The organism is Frigoribacterium sp. Leaf44 (assembly GCF_001421865.1).
GTDB lineage: Bacteria > Actinomycetota > Actinomycetes > Actinomycetales > Microbacteriaceae > Frigoribacterium.
Map to the genome: position 1 here is coordinate 527,072 of NZ_LMLG01000006.1, position 25,382 is coordinate 552,453.

Consider the following 25,382-nt stretch of genomic DNA (forward strand, 5'->3'; position numbering starts at 1 on the left):
CGCCGCGCGGTCGCACCCTTACGCCGCCGCGCCGCCGCGCCGCCGCACCCTCGCGCCGCCACGAAATGGACACACCGCCACCCTTTCGCGTGGCGTCGTGTCCACATCGTGGCGGGTTGCCCGAGATAACTGCAGCCCCCTCAACAGTCTGACATTGCAGATAAGAATGTTGCTACCTTCGACGCATGCATGACAGCCGCATCCGATGCCTCTCGCCAGCTGCCTCCGACTGCGTCGTCGGCGAGTCGGTCAGGTTCGTCATCCGCGACGCCTCGCTCGACCGCCTGTTCCTCCGCGGGGGCACCAGATGACGGCGGTGTCGCTGTGGGGGGTCGGCCACGACGTGGTGGACACCAAGGATGCGCGGCGCCCCGTCCTCGAGCAGATCTCGTTCACCGTGGCGAGGGGGGCGGCCCGGCGGTTCGACCGGAGCGTGATCAGCGCGCCCCGAACACGCTCCGCGACGGCTCGGGCGACGGCACGGCCGTGGCGTCGGTGACGACGGGCGCCCCGGCGACGAAGTCACGCAGCTCACGGCCGTGGACGACCTTGGCCGGCAGCGGGTCCGACGAGTAGAGCCGCGGCATGCGATCGGTCGGCAGCGGCGACGGCGAACCGATCAGCACGACGTTGCCGAAGCGACGCCCCTTGAGCGTCGCGGGGTCGGCGACCGCGACCACGTGCTCGAACACGGTCGCGAGCGTCGACGCCTGGCCCCGGGCGAAGGCCAGCCCCGCGCCGTCGGCCGAGTTGACGATCAGCATGCCGGTCGGCGACAGGAATTCCGCCGCCGCCGTGTAGAACTCGAGCGACGTCACGTGTGCGGGGATCTGCGAGCCGCCGAACACGTCGACGATCAGCAGGTCGACCGTGCCGCGCAGCCCGGCGGGCAGCTTCACCATGACCTCGCGGGCGTCGCCGTAGCGCACCCGGATCGAGGCCCCGCGGGGCAGCGGCAGCGTCTCGCGCACCAGGGCCACGAGGTCGGCCTCGAGCTCGATCACCTGCTGGCGCGAGCCCGGTCGGGTCGCCTCGACGTAGCGCGGCAGGGTCAGGGCGCCGGCGCCGAGGTGCAGCGCGGTGACCGGCCCCTCGGGCAGCAGGTCGATGGCGTGCCCGATCCGCCGGACGTACTCGAAGGCCAGGTGCGTCGGGTCGTCGAGGTCGACGTGCGACTGGGGCGTGCCGTCGACGACGAGGGTGTACGAACCGGGGCGGTGCCGGTCCTCGTCCACGCGGGCGAGACCCGCCCCGATCGAGATCTCGACGGGCGGTTCGTCGTGCTGTGCGGCCATGCCCCAAGCCTCCCATCCCGGGGACGAGGAGGCGCGCGCGGCCCCCGATCCCGTGGAATGCCTGTGCATGCGCCCGGCTTATACCGAAGCTCGGGCGAAAGGTCAACGACAGGGCTTGCCAGGCGTGTCCGGGGCGACCTAGTATGGACCTTTGCGCTCCCCGTGCGTCCTGTCGTCATATTGCGGTCGACAACGTCTCGAGACACCCACCCCCGAATATGACGGCGGGGTGGATGGTGTCCGCCGGGTAGGGCCGTTCACTCACTCACCACATACTGTCCGACAGTGATGACCCGACGGGGTCCACGGAGGTTACTTCCTTGGCTGCTGCGAACAACGCATCCACCAACTCACCCAAGAACGGTCGCAACGCATCGCGGCTCTCGTTCGCCAAGATCACCGACACGCTGACGGTCCCCGACCTGCTGGCGCTCCAGACCGAGAGCTTCGACTGGCTCGTCGGCAACGACATCTGGAAGGACCGCCTCGCCGAGGCGACCGAGCAGGGCCGCACCGACCTGGCCCTCCACTCGGGCCTGGAAGAGATCTTCGAAGAGATCTCGCCGATCGAAGACCTCGGCGAGACCATGCAGCTCTCGTTCACTGCTCCCGAGCTCGAAGAGCCCAAGTACACGATCGACGAGTGCAAAGAGCGTGGCAAGACCTACGCCGCGCCGCTCTACGTGAACGCCGAGTTCATGAACCACCTCACCGGTGAGATCAAGACCCAGACGGTCTTCATGGGTGACTTCCCGCTCATGACCGAGCGTGGCACGTTCATCATCAACGGCACCGAGCGTGTCGTCGTCTCGCAGCTCGTCCGCAGCCCGGGCGTCTACTTCGAGCGCGCCTCCGACAAGACCAGCGACAAGGACATCTACTCGGCTCGCGTCATCCCGAGCCGCGGTGCCTGGCTCGAGTTCGAGATCGACAAGCGCGACCAGGTCGGCGTGCGCATCGACCGCAAGCGCAAGCAGAGCGTGACCGTCTTCCTCAAGGCCCTCGGCCTGACGAGCGAAGAGATCATGGAGGAGTTCAAGGGCTTCGCCTCGATCGAGGCCACCCTCGAGAAGGACGCCATCCTCACCAAGGAAGAGGCGCTCAAGGACATCTACCGCAAGCTCCGTCCGGGCGAGCAGGTCGCTGCCGAGGCCGCACGTGCTCTCCTCGACAACTTCTACTTCAACCACAAGCGCTACGACCTGGCCAAGGTGGGTCGCTACAAGATCAACCGCAAGCTCGGCATCGACGCGCCCCTGGGTGACTCGGTCCTGACCGTCGACGACATCGTCGCGACGATCAAGTACCTCGTGTCGCTGCACGCCGAAGAGAAGTCGATGAACGGCACGCGCGACGGCGAGCCCGTCCAGCTGCGCCTCGACGTCGACGACATCGACCACTTCGGCAACCGTCGCATCCGCGCGGTCGGCGAGCTGATCCAGAACCAGGTCCGCACCGGTCTGTCGCGCATGGAGCGCGTCGTCCGCGAGCGCATGACCACGCAGGACATCGAGGCGATCACGCCGCAGACCCTGATCAACGTGCGCCCCGTCGTCGCCGCGATCAAGGAGTTCTTCGGCACCTCGCAGCTGTCGCAGTTCATGGACCAGAACAACCCGCTCTCGGGCCTGACGCACAAGCGTCGCCTGAGCGCGCTCGGCCCCGGCGGTCTGTCGCGTGAGCGCGCCGGCGTCGAGGTCCGCGACGTCCACCCCTCGCACTACGGCCGCATGTGCCCGATCGAGACCCCTGAAGGCCCGAACATCGGTCTGATCGGTTCGCTCGCGTCCTTCGCGCGCATCAACTCGTTCGGCTTCATCGAGACGCCGTACCGTCGCGTGGAGAAGGGCAACGTCACCACGACGATCGACTACCTCACCGCGTCGGAAGAAGACGACTACGTCGTCGCCCAGGCGAACGCCCCCCTCGACGACAAGTTCGACTTCGTCGACGACAAGGTGCTCGTCCGCAAGAAGGGCGGCGAGGTCGAGCTCGTCGACAAGGCCGAGGTCGACTACATGGACGTCTCGCCGCGCCAGATGGTGTCGGTGGCCACGTCGCTGATCCCGTTCCTCGAGCACGACGACGCGAACCGCGCCCTCATGGGTGCCAACATGCAGCGTCAGGCCGTCCCGCTCGTCCGCAGCGAGAGCCCCCTCGTCGGCACCGGCATGGAGGGCTACACCGCGATCGACGCCGGTGACGTCGTCACCGCCGACGCCGCCGGCGTGGTCTCCGAGGTGTCGGCCGACGTCGTCACCGTGCAGCTCGACGACGGTGGCACGCAGGACTACTTCCTGCGCAAGTTCGACCGCTCGAACCAGGGCGCCAGCTACAACCACCGTGTGATCGTCGACGCCGGCCAGCGCGTCGAGGTCGGCGAGGTCATCGCCGACGGTCCGGCGACCGAGAACGGCGAGCTCGCGCTCGGCAAGAACCTCCTCGTCGCGTTCATGCCGTGGGAGGGCTACAACTACGAGGACGCGATGATCCTGTCGCAGAACCTCATCAAGGACGACACGCTCTCGTCGATCCACATCGAAGAGTACGAAGTCGACGCCCGCGACACGAAGCTCGGCAAGGAAGAGATCACCCGTGATCTCCCCAACGTCAGCCCCGACCTGCTGGCCGACCTCGACGAGCGCGGCATCATCCGCATCGGTGCCGAGGTGCGCCCCGGCGACATCCTCGTCGGCAAGGTCACGCCCAAGGGCGAGACCGAGCTCAGCGCCGAAGAGCGCCTGCTGCGTGCGATCTTCAACGAGAAGAGCCGTGAGGTCCGCGACACGTCCCTGAAGGTGCCCCACGGCGAGCAGGGCACGGTCATCGGCGTCAAGGTGTTCGACTCGCAGGACGGAGACGACGAGCTCGGCTCGGGCGTCAACCAGCGCGTGGTCGTGTTCATCGCCCAGAAGCGCAAGATCACCGCGGGTGACAAGCTCGCCGGTCGTCACGGCAACAAGGGCGTCATCTCGACGATCCTCCCCGTCGAGGACATGCCCTTCCTCGCGGACGGCACCCCGGTCGACATCATCCTCAACCCGCTGGGCGTTCCCGGTCGAATGAACTTCGGCCAGGTGCTCGAGATCCACCTCGGGTGGATCGCGGCGCAGGGCTGGAACGTCGAGGGCGTCCAGGAGTGGGCGAAGAACCTGCCCGAAGAGGCGCTCAGCGCCGCTCCCGGCACGAAGGTCGCCACCCCGGTGTTCGACGGTGCCGCCGAGCGCGAGATCGAGGGTCTGCTCGACTCCACCCTGCCGACCCGCGACGGTGAGCGTCTGATCGGTTCGTCCGGCAAGGCGCGCCTGTTCGACGGTCGCTCGGGTGAGCCGTTCCCGAACCCGATCTCGGTCGGCTACATGTACATCCTGAAGCTGCACCACCTCGTCGACGACAAGATCCACGCGCGTTCGACGGGCCCGTACTCGATGATCACGCAGCAGCCGCTGGGTGGTAAGGCACAGTTCGGTGGCCAGCGCTTCGGTGAGATGGAGGTCTGGGCCCTCGAGGCCTACGGCGCCGCGTACGCGCTGCAAGAGCTCCTGACCATCAAGTCGGACGACATCCTCGGCCGCGTGAAGGTGTACGAAGCCATCGTCAAGGGCGAGAACATCCAGGAGCCCGGCATCCCCGAGAGCTTCAAGGTCCTCATCAAAGAGATGCAGTCGCTGTGCCTGAACGTCGAGGTCCTCTCGGCCGACGGCCAGACGGTCAGCCTGCGCGACACGGACGACGAGGTCTTCCGTGCCGCCGAAGAGCTCGGCATCAACATCTCCTCCCGCTTCGAATCGTCGAACGTCGACGAGATCTAAGCCCCCTTCCCACAACGACACGTCGATACATCTGACAAGGGATTAAATTTTGATCGAAGCAACAACTTTCGATGAGCTGCGGATCGGCCTCGCCACTGCCGAGAACATCCGCGCCTGGTCGCACGGTGAGGTCAAGAAGCCGGAGACCATCAACTACCGCACGCTGAAGCCCGAGAAGGACGGTCTCTTCGGAGAACAGATCTTCGGGCCCTCGCGTGACTGGGAGTGCGCGTGCGGCAAGTACAAGCGCGTCCGCTTCAAGGGCATCGTCTGCGAGCGCTGCGGCGTCGAGGTCACGAAGTCGTCCGTGCGTCGTGAGCGCATGGGCCACATCGAGCTCGCCGCCCCCGTCACGCACATCTGGTACTTCAAGGGCGTCCCCTCGCGCTTGGGCTACCTGCTCGACATGGCCCCGAAAGACCTCGAGAAGGTCATCTACTTCGCGGCCTACATGGTCATCTCGATCGACGAAGAGGGCCGTCACGCCGACATGCCCGGGCTCGAGAACGAGCTCCGCCTCGAGATCAAGCAGCTCGAGTCGCAGCGCGACACGCGCATCGCCGACCGCCTGAAGAAGCTCGAGGACGACCTGGCCGTCCTCGAGGAAGAAGGCGCGAAGAGCGACCAGAAGCGTCGTGCGAAGGACGGCGCCGAGAAAGAGATGTCGCAGACGCGCAAGTCGTTCGACGAGGACATCAACCGCCTCGAGCGCGTGTGGGAGGACTTCCGCAACCTCAAGGTCGGCGACCTCAAGCCGGAAGACGCCGTCTTCCACGAGCTGCAGGACCGCTTCGGCATCTACTTCGAGGCCCACATGGGCGCCGAGGCGATCAAGAAGCGCCTCGAGGCCTTCGACCTCACCACCGAGGCCGAGAACCTCCACCTGCAGATCTCCGAGGGCAAGGGTCAGAAGAAGATCCGCGCCATCAAGCGCCTGCGCGTCGTCAGCTCGTTCCTGGCGACCGGCAACTCGCCGGCCGCCATGGTCCTCGACGTCGTCCCGGTCATCCCGCCCGAGCTGCGCCCGATGGTGCAGCTCGACGGTGGTCGCTTCGCGACCAGCGACCTGAACGACCTCTACCGTCGCGTGATCAACCGCAACAACCGCCTCCGTCGCCTGCTCGACCTCGGTGCTCCCGAGATCATCGTGAACAACGAGAAGCGCATGCTGCAAGAGGCCGTCGACGCCCTGTTCGACAACGGTCGTCGCGGTCGTCCCGTCACCGGTACCGGCAACCGCGCCCTGAAATCCCTGAGCGACATGCTCAAGGGAAAGCAGGGTCGCTTCCGCCAGAACCTGCTCGGCAAGCGCGTCGACTACTCCGGTCGTTCGGTCATCATCGTCGGCCCGACGCTCAAGCTGCACCAGTGCGGTCTGCCCAAGCAGATGGCCCTCGAGCTGTTCAAGCCGTTCGTCATCAAGCGCCTGATCGACCTGAGCCACGCTCAGAACATCAAGTCGGCCAAGCGCATGGTCGAGCGTTCGCGCCCGCAGGTCTGGGACGTCCTCGAAGAGATCATCCGCGAGCGCCCCGTGCTGCTGAACCGTGCGCCCACGCTGCACCGTCTCGGCATCCAGGCGTTCGAGCCCCAGCTGGTCGAGGGCAAGGCCATCCAGCTGCACCCCCTCGTCTGCGCGGCGTTCAACGCCGACTTCGACGGTGACCAGATGGCCGTGCACCTGCCGCTGTCCGTCGAGGCCCAGGCCGAGGCGCGCATCCTGATGCTCGCCTCGAACAACATCCTGAAGCCGTCCGACGGCCGCCCGGTGACCCTGCCCGCACAGGACATGATCATCGGTCTGCACTACCTCACGACGGTCACCGAAGGTGCCGAGGGTGAAGGCCGTGCCTTCTCGTCGGTCGCCGAGGCGATCCTCGCGAAGGACCAGGGCTCGCTCGACCTCAACGCGATGGTCAAGATCCGCATGAACGGCGTGCACTTCGCCGAGGGCGAGGCTCCCGAGGGCTACGAGGTCGGACAGGACATCCTGCTCGAGACGACCCTCGGTCGTGCGCTCTTCAACGAGAACCTGCCGGCGGACTACCCGTTCGTCCAGCAGGTGACCGACAAGGGCATGCTCTCGACGATCGTCAACGACCTCGCCGAGCGCTACCCCAAGGTCGCCGTCGCCGCAGCCCTCGACAACATCAAGGACGCGGGCTTCTACTGGGCCTCGCGTTCGGGTGTCACGGTCGCGCTGTCCGACGTGCTCACGCCTCCGCGCAAGCCCGAGATCGTCGCGGGCTACGAGAAGCAGGCCGCGGCGGTGCAGTCCGAGTTCGACAAGGGCCTCATCTCCGACGCCGAGCGTCGTGCCGACCTGATCAAGATCTGGACGGAGGCCACGAACGAGGTCGCCGCCGAGATGCGGGCGAACTTCCCGATCGACAACACCATCAACCGCATGGTGACGTCGGGGGCCCGTGGTAACTGGCTGCAGGTGCGCAACATCGCCGGCATGCGAGGCCTGGTGAACAACCCGAAGGGTGACATCATCCCCCGCCCGATCATCTCCTCGTACCGCGAGGGTCTGTCGGTGGCCGAGTACTTCATCGCGACGCACGGTGCCCGCAAGGGTCTGGCCGACACGGCCCTCCGTACGGCCGACTCGGGGTACCTGACCCGTCGTCTCGTCGACGTGTCGCAGGACGTCATCATCCGTGAAGACGACTGCGGTACCTCGCGTGGCCTCGAGATGCCGATCGCCGCACCCGACGCCAACGGCGTCATGGTGCGCGACGCGACCGTCGAGAACACCGTGTTCGCACGGTCGCTCGCGGCAGCCGCGGTGGACGCCGGGGGCACGGTGCTGGCCGAGGCCGGCGCCGACGTCGGAGACGTCCTGATCGACGAGCTCGTGGCGGCCGGCGTCGAGACCATCAAGGTCCGCTCCGTCCTCACCTGTGAGGCCGCGGTCGGTGTCTGCGCCCAGTGCTACGGCCGCTCGCTGGCCACCGGCAACCTGGTCGACATCGGTGAGGCCGTCGGCATCATCGCGGCCCAGTCGATCGGTGAGCCCGGCACGCAGCTGACCATGCGTACCTTCCACACCGGTGGTTCGGCCTCGGCCGACGACATCACGCAGGGTCTGCCCCGCGTGACCGAGCTGTTCGAGGCGCGCACCCCCAAGGGTGCGTCCCCGATCGCCGACTCGGCCGGTCGCATCACCATCGAGGACACCGACAAGGCTCGCCGCGTCATCCTGCAGCCCGACAACGGCGACGAAGAAGTGATCTACCCGGTGCTCAAGCGTTCGACCCTCCTCGTCGAGGACGGTCAGCACGTCGAGCTCGGTGAGCAGATCATCGCCGGTGCGGTGGACCCGAAAGAGGTCCTGCGCGTCAAGGGCGTCCGTGCGGTGCAGCAGCACCTCGTGGGTGGCGTCCAGGACGTCTACCGCTCGCAGGGTGTGCCGATCCACGACAAGCACATCGAGGTCATCGTCCGTCAGATGCTCCGCAAGGTCACCGTCGTCGACCACGCCGACACCGACCTGCTGCCCGGTGAGCTCGTCGACCGGTCGAAGTACAACGAGATCAACCGTGCGGCACTGACCGAGGGCAAGCGGACCGCGTCCGCTCGCCAAGAGGTCATGGGCATCACGAAGGCCTCGCTGGCGACCGAGTCGTGGCTGTCGGCCGCGTCCTTCCAAGAGACGACCCGCGTCCTCACGCAGGCGGCCATGGAAGGCAAGAGCGACCCGCTGGTCGGTCTGAAAGAGAACGTCATCATCGGAAAGCTCATCCCCGCGGGCACCGGCCTGTCGCGTTACCGCGACGTATCGGTCGAGGCGACGGAAGAGGCGAAGGCGGAGCGGTACCCCAACCGCGTCTTCACCGACGATGCGTCGTTCAACGAAGCCGACCTGAGCTTCGTGGACTTCGACTCGTTCTCGTCGGACGACTTCACCCCCGGCACCTACAACTGAGAACCCCGTCGGGAGGCGCGGTGAGGGTCTGACCCGCACCGCGCCTCCTGAAGGCCTCGCCTCGAAGGGCCCCGGCTCGCACATCGTGCGGACCGGGGCCCTTCGCCGTCACCGGACCGAGCGGTGACGCCGGCGGGTCGTTCCCCCGCCGGGCTGAGGCGACGGCGGGAGGAGGCCCGGCAGGATGGACGGATGCCCGACGACCAGCCCGAAGAGACCGCCACCGTGACCTCCGCCGTCGGCGGCGCCGTCGGAGCACCGGCGACGGCGCCCCCGGCCGTCGTCGCCCGGGGCGAGGCCGCCGAGGGCGTCAGCGTCGGCACGGCCGACCGTCCCGTCCACGAGCGGGTGGCGGCGCCCGACGTCGTGCTGCCACCAGAATCCGTCGCGGGTGTCACCTGGCGGCCGCTCGCGCTCGACGACCTCGTGCCCCTGCACGCGCTCTGTGCCCGCATCGGGGCCGTCGACCACCCCGACCGGGGCCATGCCCTCGAGGTCGTGCGTGACGACCTCACGTCGCCCGGCATCGACCTCGTGCGGGACAGCATCGTCGGGGTCGACGCCGACGGCCGCTTCGTCGCCTGGGGACTCAGCCACCTGGGCCCGACCCGGGTCAGCCTCGTGCGGGTGGGGGTCCCCGGCGGTGTCGACCCCGGCCGACGCGGCGAGGGTCTCGGTCGCCGTCTCCTCGACTGGCAACGGGCTCGGGGCGAGCAGCACCTGGCCGCCTGTGACGAGGTCCTGCCGGCCGGTCTCGTGACCGACGTCGAGGAGGACGCCCTCGCCACACGGGCGGCGTTACGTCGGGCGGGGTTCGACGAGTCGCGGTGGTGGACCGAGCTGCGGCGCGACCTGACGGAACCGATCGAGCGCGTCGCGCTCGACCCGGCCGTCCGCCTGGTCACGATGACCGACGAATGGGTCGAGGCGACGCGTCAGGCCCGCAACGACGCCTTCCGCGACCACTGGGGCAGCCAGCCGACGAGCGAGGACCGCTGGGGTCGGATGGTCGGTGCCGGCACCTTCCGCCAGGACCTCTCGCTGCTGGCGGTCGCCCGTCCCCTCGACGACCCCGAGGCCGCCGAGCAGGTCGTCGCGTTCGTGCTGAGCGACGTCGACCCCGAGGACTGGGCGGCCCTGGGGCGGCGGTGCGCCTACGTCGAGTACGTCGGCGTCCGGCGTTCCTGGCGCGGACGGCACCTCGCGCAGTCCTTGCTCGCGTCGACGCTCGAGGCACACGTCGCCGAGGGGCTGGAGGTGACCGTGCTCGACGTCGACTCCGTGAGCCCGACGGGCGCACTCGGGCTCTACGACCGGGCCGGGTTCGTCGCTGCGAGGCGCTCCGCCACGGTGGTCCGCGCGTACTGAGGCCGCCCCCGGTCGACCGGCGCACCCCTTCGAGGGGCACCCGCTCTGGGACGTGCCGGCGACGACGTCCCGGCCGTAGCGTGAGGCAAGCTCGGTCCCGACCCCGAGCGTCGACCGGCCTCGTCGTCCTACCCCCGAGGCCCTGTACTTCCGAGGAGGTACGCGTGGCTTCCATGACCGAGATCCTGATCTTGCACGGGCTGTTGCCGATCGAGCAGCTCGACGTGATCCCGCGCGGCCCGGCCGAGGAAGAGGCGTCGATCCGCGACCTCCTCTCGCGAGGCGTCGTCACCGAGATGCAGGTGGCGAGGGCCCGGGCCACGGCCGCCGACCTCGACTTCGTCGAGCTGATCGACTACCCCGTCGACCGTTCGGCCGTGACGATGGTGCCCGCGGCCGTGTGCCGACGCCACAAGGTCCTGCCGATCGGGGTGCGCGACGGTTCCTTGATCCTCGCCATGGAGGACCCGGGCGACGTCTTCGCCATCGACGACGTCCGTGCCGGCCTCCGCATGGGCGTCGACCCCGTCGTCGCCGAGAAGAACGACCTCCGCGCCGCCATCGACCGCTACCTGCGCGCCGACGACGAGCTGAACGACCTCACGTCGACCCTCGAAGAGGAGCGGGCGCACGAGACCGCCGCCGACATCACCGACGGTCCCGACGACGACGTGCCGATCGTCCGGTTCGTCAACCTGCTCGTCAGCCAGGCGATCACCGACCACGCCTCCGACATCCACATCGAGCCGTCCGAGACCGACGTGCGCATCCGCTACCGCATCGACGGGGTGCTGCACGAGATGCAGCCGGCACCGAAGGCGATCCAGAACGGCGTCATCTCGCGCCTGAAGATCATGAGCGAGATCGACATCGCCGAGCGCCGCAAGCCGCAGGACGGTCGCATGTCGGTGCGCCACGGCGGACGACAGATCGACCTGCGGGTGGCGACGCTGCCGACCGTCTGGGGCGAGAAGGTCGTGATGCGGATCCTCGACAACTCGAACACCTCGATGAGCCTGCGCGACCTCAACCTGCTCGAGCGCAACTTCGACGTCTACGCCGAGTCGTACTCGAAGCCCTACGGCATGATCCTCGTCACCGGCCCCACGGGCTCGGGCAAGTCGACGACGCTGTACACGACCCTGAACGCCGTCGCCCGTCCCGAGATCAACGTCATCACGGTCGAGGACCCGGTCGAGTACCGCATGAAGGGCATCAACCAGGTGCAGGTCAACCCCAAGGCGGGCCTGACCTTCGCGAGTGCGCTCCGCAGCATCCTGCGGTCCGACCCCGACGTCGTCCTGCTCGGTGAGATCCGCGACCACGAGACGGCGCAGATCGCGATCGAGGCGTCGTTGACCGGCCACCTCGTGCTGAGCACGTTGCACACGAACGACGCCCCGAGCGCCATCACCCGCCTCACCGAGATGGGCATCGAGCCCTTCCTCGTCGGCTCGGCCATCGACTGCGTCGTCGCCCAGCGCCTCGCTCGTCGGCTCTGCGACCGGTGCAAGACGCCCACGGCCTACTCGCCGCTGCAGCTGGCACACCTGAAGTTCCGCGTCGGGCCCGACGAGAACCCCACGGTGTACCAGCCGGTGGGCTGCCAGCAGTGTTCGAACACGGGCTACCGCGGTCGCATCGCGCTGCACGAGGTGATGAGCGTCTCGGAAGAGATCGAACGCCTCGCCGTCAGCCGCGCGTCCAGCGCCGAGATCGGCCGGGTCGCCCGCGAGCAGGGCATGTTGAGCCTGCGTCAGGACGGTTGGGAGAAGGCCAAGCTCGGCCTCACCAGCGTCGAAGAGATCCTGCGGGTCGTCGCGTGACGCCCGTCTCCGGCCGAGCCCGGACCGAGAACGAGGAGGCCCTCTCATGAGCGCTTCGATCTACGACCTCCCCGACGACGCGGCCGCCGAGGCCGCCGCCCTCGCGGGGTGGACGCCGGGTCGTCCGGGCAACGAGGTCCGGTCAGCCACCGCGACCGCGACCGGCTCCGCGACCGCGTCGTCGACGGCTCCGGCCGACGCGTCGTCGTTCCCGTCCGCTCCCGCGTCGCCCGGTGGCGCCGCGACGGGCCCCGTCTACAGCCTCGACGGTGGCCAGGACCCGGTCATGGGCTGGACGCCCACGCGTGCCCCCTCGAGCCGTCGCGCCGCCCGGTTGGCCGAGGCCCTGGTCGACAAGGCCGCGCTCGCCGACCAGGAGGCCCTGCTCGTCCCCGACTCGGGCCCCTCGCCCGTCCTGCCCCGGTCGGCCGCGGCCCCGTCGTCGGTCTCCGCGCCCTCCTCCGTGCTCACGTCGCCCGCGACCGCAGGGCCCACGGCAGCCTCCCCGGCACCGCTCAGCCCGCCGCCCGCCGGCCACGTGCTGCCGTCGACGCCGCGACCCGGCTGGGTCGACCCCCGCTTCGAGGAGCCGATCCGCGCCTCCCGGGCTCAGGCGACCCCCATGCAGGAGGCGCGGGTCGACTCCGCGACGGACCTCGCCGCCACCGCCCCCACCGTCGCGATCCCGGCGACGGCCGAGACGACGGCGACGAGCACGTCGGCCTCGCCGTTCGCCGCCGAGGGCGTCGTCTTCCCGACCGCCGCCGGCGCCCCGGCGGCCCCGTCCACGGTCGCCCCCTGGGACGCGCCCGCTCCGCAGCACGTTGCGGCCGACGCGCCGACCGCCGTCCTCACGACGGCCGAGGACGCGGCCGACTTCCACGGCATCGAGCTGCACCGCCACCCGCGCGACCACGCGCACGCCGGACTCGTCTCGGCGCTGATCCAGGTCGTGCTGCAGAACGCGTCCGACCTGCACGTCACCACCGACGCCATGCCGACGATCCGCGTCGATGGTGACCTGCGACCCGCCCTCGCCGGCGGCACCGTCTGGGACGCGGCCATCGTCCGCACGGCGCTGGAGAGCCTGCTCACGCCCGAGCAGCAGCAGCGCTTCGACGACGAGCTCGAGCTCGACTTCGCCTACTCGCTCTCGGACGAGTCGCGTTTCCGCGTGAACTTCTACCAGCAGCGCGGCTCGTTGGGGGCGGCCTTCCGGTTGATCCCCACCGAGATCAAGCAGCTCGGCGATCTGGGCGTTCCCGAGTCGGTGTCGACCTTCGCCAAGCTCCCGCGCGGTCTCGTGCTCGTCACGGGCCCCACGGGTTCGGGCAAGTCGACGACCCTCGCGGCGCTGATCGACCTCGTCAACCGCACGCGGGCCGACCACATCGTGACGGTCGAGGACCCGATCGAGTTCATGCACCAGCACAAGAAGTCGCTCGTGAACCAGCGAGAGGTCGGGCACGACACCCACAGCTTCGCGGCGGCGCTCAAGCACGTGCTGCGGCAGGACCCCGACGTCATCCTGATCGGTGAGCTCCGCGACCTCGAGACCATCTCGGTCGCGCTGACCGCCGCCGAGACCGGTCACCTCGTCTTCGCGACCCTGCACACGCAGAGCGCGGCGCAGACCATCGACCGCGTCATCGACGTGTTCCCGCCGTACCAGCAGGACCAGGTGCGCACGCAGCTCGCCTCGACGCTGCAGGGCGTCGTCTGTCAGACGCTGCTGCCCAAGGCCAGCGGCCGCGGCCGGGTCGTGGCGACCGAGATCATGATGATGACCCCCGCGATCGGCAACCTCGTGCGCGAGGGCAAGACGTACCAGATCGCCTCGTCGATGCAGGCGGGCCGTGACCTCGGCATGCACACGATGGACCAGAAGCTCGCCGACCTGGTGAACACCGGCGTCGTGACGCACAAGGCGGCGATGGAGAAGGTGCACGACCGTGAAGGGTTCGACCGCCTCGTGACGCGAGTGATCAACAAGTCCGAGAGCCAGGGCCTCGACAGCGGCATCGACTTCGGCGACTCGTTCTCTGGCGGGGCCGCCTGATGGCCGGGGCAGTCGCCTACGCCTACAAGGGGCGTGACGGGGCCGGCAAGGTCGTCAAGGGCAAGGTCGACGCGTCGAGCGAGGGCGCGGTCATCACCCGCCTCCGCACGATGGGCGTGCAGCCGATCTCGATCAGCGAGGCGGGTGCCGGCACCGGCCTGCAGCGCGAGGTGTCGATCCCCGGGCTCGGCGACCGTGCGGTCAAGATGAAGGACATCGCGGTCATGTCGCGCCAGATGGCGACCATGATCGGTTCGGGGCTGTCGCTGCTGCGGACCCTGACGATCCTCGCCGACCAGGTCGACAACAAGCGGCTGGCCAAGATCATGGCCGAGGTGCGCGACGACGTCGAGACCGGCGTCTCGTTCTCGGACGCGGTCGGCAAGCACGACAAGGACTTCCCGCCGCTGATGATCAACATGATCAAGGCGGGCGAGACCGGCGGGTTCCTCGACAAGGCGCTCGAGTCGACGGCCGAGAACTTCGAGAAGGAGGTGGCGCTGCGGTCGACGATCAAGTCGGCCATGACCTACCCCGTCGTCGTGCTCGTCATGTCGCTCGTCGCGGTCGTCATCATGCTGCTGTTCATCGTCCCGATCTTCCAGGACATGTTCACCAACCTCGGCGGCCAGCTGCCGTTGCCGACGATGATGCTCGTCTACGCGTCGCGGGCGATGCCGTACGTCGTGCCGGCCGGCATCGTCGTGGGCATCGCGTTCTCGATCTGGTGGCGGACGAACAAGAACTCGGTCAAGGTGCGGGCGTTCCTCGATCCGCTGAAGCTGAGGCTGCCCGTCTTCGGTGCGCTGTTCCGAAAGATCGCGATCGCGCGGTTCAGCCGCAACTTCTCGAACATGATCGGGGCCGGTGTGCCCATCCTCACGGCACTGCGCATCGTGGGCGAGGTGTCGGGCAACTACGTCCTCGAGGAGGCGCTGGTCAAGGTGGCCGAATCGGTGCGGCAGGGCGAGTCCATCGCCGGCCCGCTGACCGACTCGGGCGTGTTCCCGTCGATGGTCACGCAGATGATCTCGGTCGGCGAGGACTCGGGTTCGCTGCAGACGATGCTCGAGAAGGTCGCGGACTTCTACGACCAAGAGGTGAAGTCGACGACCGAGTCGCTGACGGCCCTGATCGAGCCCCTGCTGATCGCCTTCCTCGGCGTCGTCGTCGGCGGCATGATCGTGGCGCTGTACCTGCCCATCTTCCAGATCACCTCGCTGATCAAGTAACGCGTCAGGCGCCCCCGCAGGAGGCGCGGGCCGGCTCACGAGGCCGGCTCGCGCCTCCTTCTCGTGCCGAGCGTCTCGCGACCGGGCGGTCTACCCCGCAAACGGGTGCTGACCTGCGCTTTCGGCCTTTTGGGGGATACCCGAACTGGGGCCGTGTCGCGGGCCAAAACCCCCCTTCCAAGGGATTCTGGGGCACTTTCCCAGGTGGCACCATCGATCCCGGCGGGAGCTCAGTGACCGCCTCACCCCCCTCACCGGGCATCACTCCCGCACCCGACCGAACAGGACCAGCGACATGTACTTCACCCTCATGGGCAAGCTCAGCGCCCGCCGCCAGAACCTCTCCGACGACAAGGACAAGGGCTTCACCCTGATCGAGCTCCTCGTCGTCGTCATCATCATCGGCATCCTCGCCGCGATCGCCATCCCGGTGTACCTCGGCGTGCAGAACAACGCCAAGGACTCGGCCGTGAAAAGCGACCTCTCGAACATCAAGACGGCCATCGTCGCGAGCTACACGAACGACAACACGGCGACGACAGCACCGGCTCTGACGTCCGCCAATCTCGGAAAGTACGGCTACACCGCGAGCGCCGACTACTCCGGCTCGGCAAGTGCCCCCGCATATGCCAGCAACTCGACCTCGAGCAACTTCTGCGTGAACGCCAAGGGCACGACGGGCAACACTTTCCGCATCTCGACGAACACCGGTGTGCAGGACGGCGCCTGCGGAGCAGCCACCACCTGGTGACCCTGACGTCCGCTGGTGCCCTCACCCGGCGCCAGCGGACGTCCCCTACCTTCTCGTGTCGTTCCGGCGACCACGAGCCGCCACGCCCTCGACCCGACCGGGAGGTGAACCACCATGTTCCAGCGACTCAGCGCCCGTCTCCGCCCCCTCGACCCCGAGGCCCGGGAGGCCGGTCTGTCGATCGTCGAGGTGGTCGTCGCCCTCCTGGTCTTCGCGATCATCACCGTCGGCTCCATCGTCGCCGTCGGCACCACGCTGACGATGTCGAGCGACAACCGCAGCCGTGAGGTCGCCACCAACCTCGCCGCCCAGGCCGTCGACGTCGCCCGCTCCGTGACCGACGTCGTGGCGGTGGCCTCGGGCACGACGACGACCGTCGTCAACGGCACCACGTTCACCGTGGCCCAGACCGCCGCCTGGATCACCACCACCGGCGTGGACGCGACCTGCACCCCGGCCGCGTCGTCGGGCAACGGTTCGCTGTTCTACAAGCGCCTCCAGGTCGCGGTCACCTGGTCGGGCATGCGCAAGACGACCTCTCCCGTGCGCAGCGACACGATCCTCGCCCCCAACAGCCGCCTGAACGACCAGGACACCGGCACGATCGTCATCGGCGTCAAGGACACCAAAGGCGGCCCGGTCTCGGGTGTCGTCGTCACCGTCGAGCCCGACGCCGGCTCGAACACGCCCGGCAAGGCGCTGACCTCGGCCTCGAAGCCGGGTGTGACCAACGCCGACGGATGCGCGGTCGCCATCAAGGTGCTGCCGGGCTCCTACAAGGTGACCGTCTCGCGCGCCGACGCCGCGCCCTATCGCGACTCCCGGCAGCAGCCCGCGCCGGTCAAGACGGGTACCTCCGTCGTCAAGGGCGACACCGCGGGTGTGTCGTTCACCTACGACCTCGGCGACGACTTCGAGCTCGGCTATGCCTCGAACTACGCCGGCGGCACCGTGCTGCTGCCGAACGACCTCAAGACCACCGTCCTCGGCGGGCCCGAAGCGTACGTGCTCAACGGCCCGGTGAGCGACGCCTACCTCTACCCCCTGACGACCGGCTACCAGCTGATCGCCGGCACCTACCTGCCCGCCGGCACGGACGGCGGCAGCTGCCTCTCGCCCGATCCGGCCTCGTGGCCGGCCAACGCCGCCGGCAAGACGGCCACACGCCAGCCCTTCGTCGCCGCGTCGGAGAAGACCGCGACCTACCCGCTGCCGATGGGCGTGACGACCGTGAAGCTCGCCGCGGGCAGCGACACCGTCATCCAGGCCAAGTCCACGACCGCTCTGAACGGCGACCCGGGCTGCGCCGCCACCCAGACCTACACCTTCACGGTCAAGAACAAGACTCCGGCGAACGAGGTCACGATCGCCCTGCCCTACGGCACGTGGTCGCTCTCATCCGGGAGGGACTCGTCCTCGTTGCGTGGACTCACCATCAGCGGGTTGATCGGCAGCGTCATCGGCGCCATCTTCGGTGGCAGCGGTGGCACGGCGAACGTCGTCACGCTCGACCCGAGGCCCGCCAAGTGACCGCGCTGCGGCGACTGCTCGCCCGGGCCCGCCGAGACGAGGGCGTCAGCCTGGCCGAGCTGCTGGTGGCCATCATGGTCTTCGGCATCGTCCTGGCCGTCGTCTCGACCACCTTCGTCTCGCTGACGAAGGCCACGGCCCAGGCCCGGTTCATCGACGTCAACACCCGCGTCGCCTCGAACGGGCTGAACGACCTCAGCCGGACCATCCGGGCCGCCCGGACGATCGCCCAGCCCGGGGGCACCGAGGCGTCGGCGTTCACGCTCGCGACGACCGAGAGCCTGACCCTCACGACGGCCGTCAACACCGCCGACTCCCTGACGACCGTGCCGCGTCGCGTGACCTACCGCCTCGAGGCCGACCGCACCCTCAGCTCGTCCACCGTCGTGGCCACGCCCCTCCAGACCGACTTCTGGCAGTTCACCTCGCCGGCGACCAAGCGCGCCCTCGGCGGCACCGTCGTCACGGCAGCGAGCAGCGGTTCGCCACTGTTCACCTACCTCGATTTCACGGGCAAGACGCTGACCCCCGACGCCTCGGGTGCGCTCACGGCGTCGCAGCTGCCCTCCATCGCCGCGGTGACCATCTCGCTGACCATCGACCGGACCAGCTCGATGTCGAGCCAGGCGGTCACCCTGCAGAACACCGTCTCGCTGTCCAACCTCGCCGGAGGGGCGACCACATGACCTCCTTGCGCACCCGTCTCGGGCTGGCCGGCCCGTCCGCCGAGAGCGGCATGGCCATGGCCATCACCCTCATCTTCGGCATGGTGCTCGTCATCATGGCTGCCACCGCCCTGACCGTGGCCACGAGCGGGCTCAAGAAGGCCGACGGCGACCAGGACTTCAACGGTGCCCTCGCCGCGGCCTACGCCGGCGTCGAGGAGTACCAGTCTCGCCTCGCCAACGACAACAGCTACCAGCAGTACGGCGACTCCGACGCCCCGTTCAGCAAGGCGACCGCCAGCAAGCTGACCCTGCCGTCCGGCACTCAGACCAACAAGGCGTTCGGGTCGGGTCCCTCCGGCTCGTGGGCCTCGGTGCCGGGCAGCGCCGACCTCGCGCAGTTCCGCTACGAGGTCGACAACTCGAAGTACGTCGGGTCGGGCGCCCTGCGCATCCGCTCGACGGGCAAGGTCGGTTCGGCCACGCGATCGGTCATCGCCGACCTGCGCCAGAAGGGCTTCATCGACTACCTGTACTTCACCGACATCGAGTCCCAGGACCCCACGCTCACCCGCAGCACGAACGCGGACTGCACCAAGCACGCCTGGGAGGGACGCACCCAGGGGGACGACTGCGGTGAGATCGCGTTCAGCGGTGGCGACACCATCTACGGTCCGGCACACTCCAACGACACGATGCGCGTCTGCTCGGCGACCTTCAAGGAGGTCGTGACCACGGCCGACCCGACCGCCGGCCGCACGTACGCCAAGGTCGACTCGAACAACAGCGCGTGCTCGGGTCAGACCTTCGACAAGGGCGTCCCCGGCCAGGTGGCGACCGTGCAGATGCCCGACACCAACAACGACAAGGTGCGCGAGACCCGCACCGACATCCCCTCCGAGGTCCCGCGCCCCGGCTGCCTCTACACCGGGCCGACCGACATCGTCTTCACCGCCGACGGCAAGATGACCGTCAAGTCGCCGTACTCGAAGATGACGCAGCTCGCGAACGCCGAGGCCACCGAGGGCAGCGCACCGGCCGAGTGCGGCCTGCCGGGCACCGGGAAGGGCCAGCTCGGCTCGGCCGCCGGCGCGACCATCACCGTGCCCGTGAACAACCTGGTCTACGTCCAGGACATCCCCGTGCCCGCGTCGGGCAAGGGCAAGTCCAACGTCAACGCGTGGGCCTCCACGGGCGACCTCACCGAGACCTCGTGCTCCAACAACCACGTCGGCTACCCCCTGGCCGGCGAGTCCGTGCCGACGGCGACCACGGCCGGTGGTCCGGGCTCCGGGGCTTGCGCCTACGGCGCCCGCAGCGGAGACGCCTTCGTCAAGGGCACCTTCCAGGGGCAGCTGACCATCGCGGCCAAGAACTACCTCTACGTCACGGGCGACCTCACCTACGCGTCCACGAACGCGAGCACGAACATCCTCGGCCTGGCCTCCGACGGCGTGACCTGGGTGCACAACCCGGTCAACGCGTTCGGCGGGTCGATGCTCGGCGACCGTGACCGCGAGATCGACGCGGCGATCATCTCGGTCCAGCACTCGTTCCTCGTGCAGAACTACGGGCGCGGTGGCGACCGGGGCACGCTGACCATCAAGGGGTCGATCTCGCAGGCGTACCGCGGCGTCGTCCGCAGCGGCTCCAACGGGTACATCAAGGCCTACGCCTACGACACGCGCCTGCGCTACCTCGCGCCGCCGAAGTTCCTCAGCCCGGTGACGACCTCGTACGGCGTCACCACGCAGACCGAGGTCAAGGCCGCCTTCACGTCGACCGGGGCCGCCTCGTGATCGCGGCTCCGTGGATCACCGCCGTCCTCGTGGCGGGTGGCTTCGGACTGCTCATCGGATCGTTCCTCAACGTCGTGGTGTACCGCGTTCCCGCGGGCATCTCGATCGCGCGACCCGCGAGCGCCTGCCCGAGCTGCTCGACGCCGATCCGCCGCCGTGACAACGTCCCCGTGGTCAGCTGGCTCGCCCTCGGCGGGAAGTGCCGCGACTGTCGCACCTCCATCTCGGCCCGGTACCCGATCGTCGAACTGGCCACCGGCCTGTTCTTCGTGCTCGTCGCCGCCCGCCTGTGGCCGCTCGTCGGCGTGCCGACCGAGGCGTTGCCGCTCGTGGCGCGCCTCCTGTCCCTCATCGCCTTCCTCTGGCTGGCCGGCGTGAGCGTCGCACTCGCCGTCATCGACCTCGAACACCACCGGCTGCCGGACGCGATCGTCCTGCCGTCCTACGCGGTCGGGGGCGCCCTCCTGGCCGCCTCGAGCATCCTCGTCGGGGACTGGCCGGCGCTCGTCCGCGCCGCCATCGGCCTGGCCTCCCTCTTCGCCTTCTACCTCATCGCCGCCCTGTCGTACCCGGGTGGCATGGGCTTCGGCGACGTCAAGCTCGCCGGCGTGCTCGGCCTGTACCTCGCCTGGCTCGGCTGGGGCGAGTTCGCCGTGGGAGCCTTCGCGGCGTTCCTGCTCGGCGGCCTGTACGCCGTCGTCCTCCTGGTCACCCGACGCGTCGAACGCACCGGTGGCATCCCTTTCGGCCCCTGGATGCTCGCGGGCGCCTGGGTCGGCGTCTTCGCCGGCGGCACCGTCGCCACGGCGTACCTCACCCTCCTCGGCCTGGCATGACCCGGCGAGCTGACAGAGAGCAGAACTGATGGGCAAGAACATCGTGGGCATCGACATCGGCAGCCGCTTCGTGCGGGCGGTCGAGGTCGCCGACGTCGACAAGGCCAAGCCGACCATCGTCCGGTTCAGCGAGGTGTCCCTGCCCGACGGTGCGGCGAGCCGCGGAGAGGTGATCGAGTCTCAGACCATGGCCGGCACGCTCAAGCAGCTGTGGTCGGCCGGGGGTTTCAAGAGCAAACGCGTCGTGCTGGGCATGGGCAACCAGCGGGTGCTCGCTCGCGACATGACCGTGCCCAAGGCGTCGCACAAGCGCATCCGTGAGATGCTGCCGTTCCAGGTGCAGGACATGCTGCCGGTGCCGGTCGCCGACGCCCTCCTCGACTTCTACCCCTACGCCGAGGGGCTCGGCGAGAACGGTCCCGTCGTCCACGGGCTGCTGATCGCGGCGGTCAAGGACGCCGTGCTCGGCAACGTCCAGGCGAGCAAGCTCGCCGGCCTGACCACGCTGGGGGTCGACCTGATCCCGTTCTCGAACACGCGCCTCCTCGTCACCCGTCCGCGCATCGCGGGCACGGTGGCGCTCGTCGAGATCGGGCACAGCACGACCTCGGTCATCATGATCGCCGACGGCGTCCCCCAGTTCGTCCGCATCATCCCCTCGGGCGGAGACGACGTCACCCAAGCCGTCGCGACGAAGCTCGAGGTCTCGGCCCAGGTCGCCGAGGGCATCAAGTTCGGCCGCGGTCTCGCCACGACCGTGACGACTCCCGACGAACAGGCCGCGTCGGCCGCGATCTTCGAATCCGTGAACGAGTTGCTCGGCAGCCTGCGCAACACGATCCAGTACTACGTCAACACCCGCCCGACCGAGACCGTCGCGGGCATCATGATCGCCGGCGGGGGAGCGGCCCTGCCCGGCCTGCCCGAGGCGCTCAGCGAGGTCACCCGCCTGCCGGTCGCCCTCGCCGACCCGTTCGCGACGGTGGGCTTCGCGAAGAACCTCGACGAGGCCGCCCTGCGGTCGCGGTCGACCGACCTGACCGTGGCCCTCGGCCTGGCCCTGGGGAGCGCAGCATGAGAACCCGCGGAAAAGACACCGGCATCACGGTAGGAGGCGCGCCACGCGTCGACCTGCTGCCCCCGGAGGTCCGCGCCGAGCGTCGCGCCGCGGCCCTGACCCGTCGGGTCTGGGCCGGCGTCGTCGTGGTCGCCGTCGTCGTCGGAATCGGATCGGGTGCGGCGTTCCTCCAACGCATGCAGGCCGAGGACGGACTGATGACCGCCCAGGGCGAGACCCAGTCGCTGCTCATGTCGCAGACGAAGTACGCGGACCTGAAGACCACGCAGGGAAAGCTCGACCTGGTCGAGGCCGCCCAGAAGGTCGGCGGTTCGACCGACATCGACTGGCCGACCTACCTCGAGAAGGTGCAGGGCACACTGCCCGTCGGCGTGACCATCGTCAGCGTCTCGCTCGACCAGGCCTCGCCACTCGTCCAGTACACGCAGCCCACGGCGCCCCTGCAGGGTTCGCGTGTGGCGACCCTCACGTTCCAGGCGTCGAGTCCGACCCTGCCGTCCGTGCCCGATTGGTTGAACGGGCTCGCGACCCTCCCCGGCTTCGCCGACGCCCAGCCGGGCTCGGTGACCCTCGAGGAAGGCGTCTACAGAGCGGACATCACGATGCACATCACGGCGGACGCCTTCTCGGGCCGCTTCGACCAGAAGGCCGGCGAGTGACCATGGACCGCAACCGGATGATGCTGATCGCCGCCGCCCTGACCGGCGTCGTGGTGATCGCCCTCGGATTCCTCGTGGGGGTGCAGCCGCAACTCGCCGCCGCCTCGTTCGCCGAGTCGCAACAGCAGAGCGTCGAGACGCAGAACGAGACCCTGCGCGAGAGCCTCGCGACCCTCGAGGCCGACAACGCCGCCCTCCCCGACCTGAAGTCCGAGTTGGCGACGCTCGACACGTCCGTGCCGTCCCAAGCCGCCCTGTCGTCGTTCCTGACCGAACTGGACCAGCTGGCCGGGGCCTCGGGCACGACCGTCACGGGGTTCACCTCGTCCGACGCGACGGCCTACGAGCCCACGACCACGGACGTCGCCGCGCCCGCCGCGACCGACGCGGCGGCATCCGACGCGGCCGGGACCGACGCGGCGGCCACCGCCCCCGCCGCGCCCACCGCCCCCGACCTCGTGACCGACCCGCTCGTCACCGCGACGAACTTCTCGTCGATCCCGATCACGGTCAGCATCCAGGGCAGCTACGCCCAGGCCCGTGATTTCCTGTCGAAGCTGCAGGGCGGGTCGCGGCTCTTCCTCGTGACGACGTTCGCCAGCACCGGCAGCTCCGAGGCCGGCGACGCGACCGGCGTTCCCGACCAGTGGACCGTCGGCGGCCTCGTCTACGTCCTCCAGGACGCCGCAGCGACCCAGGCCGACCAGGCCGCCGAGACCCCCGCGGCCACGGCCGAGGGCACCGACGGCACGAGCTCGGACACCGCCGCCGGCCAGTAGCGCGAGACCCCTCAGGCCGGGCCCCGGCCAGCGGTGGCCCCTCGTGGCGGGGTGGCCCGTATGCGGCCCACCGTGCCCACCGCGGGCGCGTAGCCTCGAAGGATGTCCCGAGCCGTCTACGCCGTCATGGGCACCGTCCTGTTCGGTGCGCTCGTCATCATGGTCGCGGGCTTCGAAGCGTTGCTGCTCGACCGCGACCCGATCGACGAGCCCGACGCCGGCACGCTGCTCGGCCCGCTGATGGTCGCCGCCGCCGTCCTCGTCGTGTTGCTGTCTCTGCTGCGGTCGGCGGCGCTCTCCGACGCCCGCGACGACAGGGCTCCGGAGGTGCGGGGCACGTTCCCCGCCCAGCCCGCCGTCCTCGCCCGCCCGGGCGCCTCGGGTGGGACGCGCTCCGGCACCGGTGACGAGGTGGCCGGCCCCCGAGGGCCCGCACCGCACCTCCTCGTCCAGACGATCGTCACCGCGGCCCTCGTGTACGTCCTGATGCTCGCCGTCGGGGGAGTCGTCTACGGCCTCGTGCGACAGGAGCTCGTGTGGGTGCTGCTCTTCGCCGCCCGGTACGCCGTGTCGCCGTTCGTGATCGGTTCGGCGATCTGCGCCGGACTCGTCGTCGGGGGCACCCTCGCCCTGTCGCGCGTCGACCCGGGGCGCCCCGAGCCTCGACCATTTGATTAAGGCACTACCGCAAGATAAGCTCTTTCGGGTGTGCGCCTGACCGCGCGCCCGAATAAAAGCCCCCTCGACCTCGCGGCCGAGACGGGCAGACCGTCTCGGCCACCGAGACGAGGATGCCGGCTGATCAGCCGGACAGAGCAGAGCGATGCGAGAGCAGCGCGACTCGGCGCGTTCGAGAGGACGACGCCGAGATCCGATGAGGAGAACCAGTGCCAACTATTCAGCAGCTGGTCCGTAAGGGACGCACGCCGAAGGTCGTCAAGACCAAGGCCCCCGCCCTGCGGTCCAACCCCCAGCAGCGTGGCGTGTGCACGCGTGTGTACACCACCACCCCCAAGAAGCCGAACTCCGCGCTCCGCAAGGTCGCTCGTGTGAAGCTCTCGAACGGCACCGAGGTCACCGCCTACATCCCCGGCGAGGGCCACAACCTGCAAGAGCACTCGATGGTGCTCGTGCGTGGCGGTCGTGTCAAAGACCTCCCCGGTGTGCGCTACAAGATCGTCCGTGGCGCCCTCGACACCCAGGCCGTGAAGAACCGCAAGCAGGCTCGCAGCCTCTACGGTGCGAAGAAGGACAAGAAGTAATGCCTCGTAAAGGACCCGCGCCCAAGCGCCCTGTCGTCGCCGACCCGGTCTACGGTGCGCCGATCGTCAGCCAGCTCGTCAACAAGATCCTCCTCGACGGCAAGAAGGGGCTCGCCGAGCGCATCGTCTACGGTGCTCTCGCCGGCGTCACCGCCAAGAACGACCAAGATGCCGTGGCCACGCTGAAGAAGGCGCTCGACAACGTGCGCCCGACCCTCGAGGTCCGCTCGCGTCGCGTCGGCGGTTCGACCTACCAGGTCCCCGTCGAGGTCAAGCCCCACCGCGCCAACACCCTGGCCCTCCGCTGGCTCACCAGCTACGCCAAGGCTCGTCGCGAGAAGACGATGACCGAGCGTCTCATGAACGAGATCCTCGACGCGTCGAACGGTCTGGGCGCCGCTGTCAAGCGTCGCGAAGACACGCACAAGATGGCCGAGTCGAACAAGGCCTTCGCGCACTACCGCTGGTAACCGGCACGAGGAGGCGCGGTGTGCGCACGA

At 69.0% G+C, this 25,382-nt stretch carries 19 protein-coding genes; 18 read left to right on the forward strand and 1 reads right to left on the reverse strand.

Annotated elements, in window-relative coordinates; genetic code table 11:
* The first annotated feature begins 185 nt into the window (after positions 1-185).
* Entirely contained in the window at positions 186-311 is a 126-nt protein-coding gene (locus tag ASE87_RS16840) for a hypothetical protein (protein WP_255350930.1), read from the forward strand.
* Positions 312-437: 126 nt separating this feature from the next.
* On the opposite strand, the gene ASE87_RS11035 is transcribed toward ASE87_RS16840, so the two are convergent.
* Positions 438-1,295, reverse strand: coding sequence for a spermidine synthase (locus tag ASE87_RS11035; RefSeq protein WP_056228507.1), 858 nt, complete (start codon positions 1,293-1,295; stop codon positions 438-440).
* A 320-nt stretch (positions 1,296-1,615) separates the two neighbouring features.
* On the opposite strand from ASE87_RS11035, the gene rpoB reads away from it, so the two are divergent.
* The 17 genes from rpoB to rpsG all read left to right on the forward strand — a co-directional run bounded on the left by rpoB (position 1,616) and on the right by rpsG (position 25,352).
* Positions 1,616-5,107, forward strand: a complete 3,492-nt coding sequence (rpoB, locus tag ASE87_RS11040) for a DNA-directed RNA polymerase subunit beta (RefSeq protein WP_043596504.1) — start codon at positions 1,616-1,618, stop codon at positions 5,105-5,107.
* A gap of 49 nt (positions 5,108-5,156) precedes the next feature.
* Complete coding sequence (locus ASE87_RS11045) at positions 5,157-9,038, forward strand: DNA-directed RNA polymerase subunit beta' (protein ID WP_043596503.1); 3,882 nt, start codon at positions 5,157-5,159, stop codon at positions 9,036-9,038.
* A gap of 192 nt (positions 9,039-9,230) precedes the next feature.
* A complete protein-coding gene (locus tag ASE87_RS11050; protein WP_056228510.1) occupies positions 9,231-10,406 on the forward strand; it encodes an N-acetyltransferase in 1,176 nt (391 codons plus the stop codon).
* Between the two features lie 164 nt (positions 10,407-10,570).
* Positions 10,571-12,232, forward strand: coding sequence for a GspE/PulE family protein (locus ASE87_RS11055; RefSeq protein ID WP_043596501.1), 1,662 nt, complete (start codon positions 10,571-10,573; stop codon positions 12,230-12,232).
* Positions 12,233-12,278: 46 nt separating this feature from the next.
* Positions 12,279-14,291 (forward strand): type IV pilus twitching motility protein PilT, encoded by a 2,013-nt coding sequence (locus ASE87_RS16880; protein ID WP_304437694.1) that lies wholly within the window; start codon positions 12,279-12,281, stop codon positions 14,289-14,291.
* Positions 14,291-15,523 carry a type II secretion system F family protein gene (locus ASE87_RS11065; RefSeq protein WP_056228512.1) on the forward strand — a complete coding sequence of 411 codons (1,233 nt, stop codon included), beginning with the start codon at positions 14,291-14,293 and terminating at the stop codon, positions 15,521-15,523. The genes ASE87_RS16880 and ASE87_RS11065 overlap by 1 nt, the downstream gene beginning before the upstream one ends.
* A 295-nt stretch (positions 15,524-15,818) precedes the next feature.
* Entirely contained in the window at positions 15,819-16,274 is a 456-nt protein-coding gene (locus tag ASE87_RS16920) for a type IV pilin protein (protein WP_056228515.1), read from the forward strand.
* 114 nt (positions 16,275-16,388) lie between these two features.
* Positions 16,389-17,804 (forward strand): carboxypeptidase-like regulatory domain-containing protein, encoded by a 1,416-nt coding sequence (locus tag ASE87_RS11075; protein WP_056228519.1) that lies wholly within the window; start codon positions 16,389-16,391, stop codon positions 17,802-17,804.
* On the forward strand, positions 17,801-18,490 hold the full coding sequence (locus ASE87_RS11080) for a type II secretion system protein J (RefSeq protein WP_043596496.1): 690 nt from the start codon (positions 17,801-17,803) through the stop codon (positions 18,488-18,490). Before ASE87_RS11075 ends, ASE87_RS11080 begins: the two co-directional genes overlap by 4 nt.
* Entirely contained in the window at positions 18,487-20,268 is a 1,782-nt protein-coding gene (locus ASE87_RS11085; protein ID WP_056228521.1) for a hypothetical protein, read from the forward strand. The genes ASE87_RS11080 and ASE87_RS11085 overlap by 4 nt, the downstream gene beginning before the upstream one ends.
* Positions 20,265-21,104 carry an A24 family peptidase gene (locus ASE87_RS11090; RefSeq protein ID WP_235472285.1) on the forward strand — a complete coding sequence of 280 codons (840 nt, stop codon included), beginning with the start codon at positions 20,265-20,267 and terminating at the stop codon, positions 21,102-21,104. The genes ASE87_RS11085 and ASE87_RS11090 overlap by 4 nt, the downstream gene beginning before the upstream one ends.
* A gap of 28 nt (positions 21,105-21,132) precedes the next feature.
* Positions 21,133-22,182 carry a type IV pilus assembly protein PilM gene (gene pilM / locus ASE87_RS11095; protein WP_043596493.1) on the forward strand — a complete coding sequence of 350 codons (1,050 nt, stop codon included), beginning with the start codon at positions 21,133-21,135 and terminating at the stop codon, positions 22,180-22,182.
* Complete coding sequence (locus ASE87_RS11100) at positions 22,179-22,841, forward strand: hypothetical protein (RefSeq protein ID WP_043596491.1); 663 nt, start codon at positions 22,179-22,181, stop codon at positions 22,839-22,841. The genes pilM and ASE87_RS11100 overlap by 4 nt, the downstream gene beginning before the upstream one ends.
* On the forward strand, positions 22,838-23,620 hold the full coding sequence (locus tag ASE87_RS11105) for a hypothetical protein (protein ID WP_157489830.1): 783 nt from the start codon (positions 22,838-22,840) through the stop codon (positions 23,618-23,620). The genes ASE87_RS11100 and ASE87_RS11105 overlap by 4 nt, the downstream gene beginning before the upstream one ends.
* Before the next feature lie 102 nt (positions 23,621-23,722).
* The gene (locus ASE87_RS11110) at positions 23,723-24,298 is read left to right on the forward strand and encodes a DUF6121 family protein (protein WP_056228527.1); all 576 of its coding nucleotides are present in this window, start codon (positions 23,723-23,725) and stop codon (positions 24,296-24,298) included.
* Positions 24,299-24,507: 209 nt separating this feature from the next.
* Positions 24,508-24,882, forward strand: coding sequence for a 30S ribosomal protein S12 (gene rpsL / locus ASE87_RS11115; RefSeq protein ID WP_043593380.1), 375 nt, complete (start codon positions 24,508-24,510; stop codon positions 24,880-24,882).
* On the forward strand, positions 24,882-25,352 hold the full coding sequence (gene rpsG / locus ASE87_RS11120; protein WP_043593378.1) for a 30S ribosomal protein S7: 471 nt from the start codon (positions 24,882-24,884) through the stop codon (positions 25,350-25,352). Before rpsL ends, rpsG begins: the two co-directional genes overlap by 1 nt.
* Positions 25,353-25,382 lie beyond the last annotated feature (30 nt).